The organism is Salicola sp. AFF1 (genome assembly GCF_056783195.1).
Window position 1 is genome coordinate 1 of record NZ_JBXAYL010000088.1, and the last position, 1,675, is coordinate 1,675.

The following is a 1,675-nucleotide window of genomic DNA, read 5'->3' on the forward strand; positions in this document are numbered from 1 at the left end:
TCAGGTCCTCAATGAAAAGTCATTGAACTACCTGACACACAGGGAGACATATTCAATGTTGGATGTCTCCAAGTACCAGACCATTAGGGTCGCGTACAGAGACAGTACTATCGCGATCAGCAAGATGGCAATCTTTTTCATGTCTTTGTCCAGATTTGTCGACTATCTGAGGCTGGGGGTTGGCGGCTGCTCTTCGCAGGCGCTCAGGGTTAAAAAATATGAATCCCTGAACCAGCAACGCGGTTACTACTGGAGGGGCGCCTCACACTGGAAGCAGAGCAGGCAGGGGACTGGCTTCGGCGACACTACTTTCGGTAGGAATGCTTTCCGGGCTGACCGTGAATACGATAAGCGCGATGGCGAAAATGACCGCAACGGCGATAACGAGCTGAATCAGCGATACCAGGATGCCCCTGCCGAAGCCCAGTCGTTCTCCCGTATCCTCGACCAGTAAATACCCGTAGATTGCGGCCTGAAGGGTGAACCCGAGAATCGCCAAGCCGATCTGGAACATGGGGGGTTCTTGGCCTCCGGAAAAGCCAATCACGAGACCGATCACAAAGCCCACGCCCATGGGGGCAAGAATGGCCAGGAGAGCCGCCTTGTAGGCCATGCCATAGGAGGGCTTGAAATCCGCCACCCACTTGCATCCGAGCTGGACAAGCAAAGCGCCAAGCAGCGCACCCAGGGCGGCCCCGATGACCTGGCCGATAAGCCGTCCGATCAACATTTCCATGTTTGTGTTTCCTCAATCCTTTTGCGTGGAGCGGATGACCCTGACCCCTCAAGCGATCCATCCCCAAGGGGGTCGAAATTCATGGCCATTGGCAGCCATCAGGCGGGACACTGCCCGTCCATCTGGCCAATTGCTTTAAGACTATGGTTTGAAAAGCAAGAAAAAAGGAATGCTCAGGCACAGCACCATCAAACCGTAGATGCATCCATAGGCGGCCACCTTTTCATACCACTTGGCGAAAGACCTGACGTCCAGGCCAGGGTAGAGCAGCTGAAATTTTCTAAGCCTTTGGAACCAAGGTGTTGCGCAGGCCCAGGCAAATATTATGGTATTGATAAAGTCGAAATCGATGGTGCCGCTCGTCCAGTAGTCGCCGGTTGCCTTCAATTCTTTCTTGAGGCGATGGGTTAGCGTGAGCCTGAGCAGCAGAATTCCAAGCATCATGCTTGCCCCGCCTCCAAGTCCTATGAAAGCAAAAAAGGAAGTCAGCGAATGATTAGTCATGTTCACCACCACTCGTCATACGCCCACCCCACGAACTCCTTGACCCCATAATCAACTCCAAGAGCGGCTGCCCCTCCGGCAACGACACCAATAGCAAGTCCAACAGGCGTGAAAGCGATTGCGGTGGTGATAACCGCGCCCGCAGCGATTCCGAATCCAAACGAAGTCCCCTGAACAACCGCTTTTCGCTGCCAGTTGGGATCGTTGTTTTGCCAGCTCTGGTAAACGTCTTTGCTGCGTAGGTAGCCATCAAACGCGATAACTCCGGGGCCGGCCACCCTGCCAACCTTGGCGAACTTGGCGAGCCTTTCCACATCCATTGTATTGCGTACCGGAATGGATTCCTGAACGGTCCGGCCGGTTGCATTGGTGGTCTGGCGCATCCCAAAGGTATTGTTGTTCAGGTAGTTCAATGACTTTTCATTGAGGACCTGG

3 protein-coding genes are annotated in these 1,675 nt (G+C 53.9%); all 3 read right to left on the bottom strand.

What is annotated here, in order from left to right; translation table 11 throughout:
• Window positions 1–262: 262 nt before the first annotated feature.
• Window positions 263–736: a hypothetical protein gene (locus AC1RQI_RS16780; RefSeq protein ID WP_481905757.1), complete on the bottom strand. Its 474-nt coding sequence runs from the start codon at window positions 734–736 to the stop codon at window positions 263–265.
• Between the two features lie 141 nt (window positions 737–877).
• A complete protein-coding gene (locus tag AC1RQI_RS16785; RefSeq protein WP_481905758.1) occupies window positions 878–1,240 on the bottom strand; it encodes a hypothetical protein in 363 nt (120 codons plus the stop codon).
• A gap of 2 nt (window positions 1,241–1,242) precedes the next feature.
• Window positions 1,243–1,675 (bottom strand): hypothetical protein (locus AC1RQI_RS16790; RefSeq protein WP_481905759.1); only part of this gene is annotated, 433 nt, incomplete at its 5' end.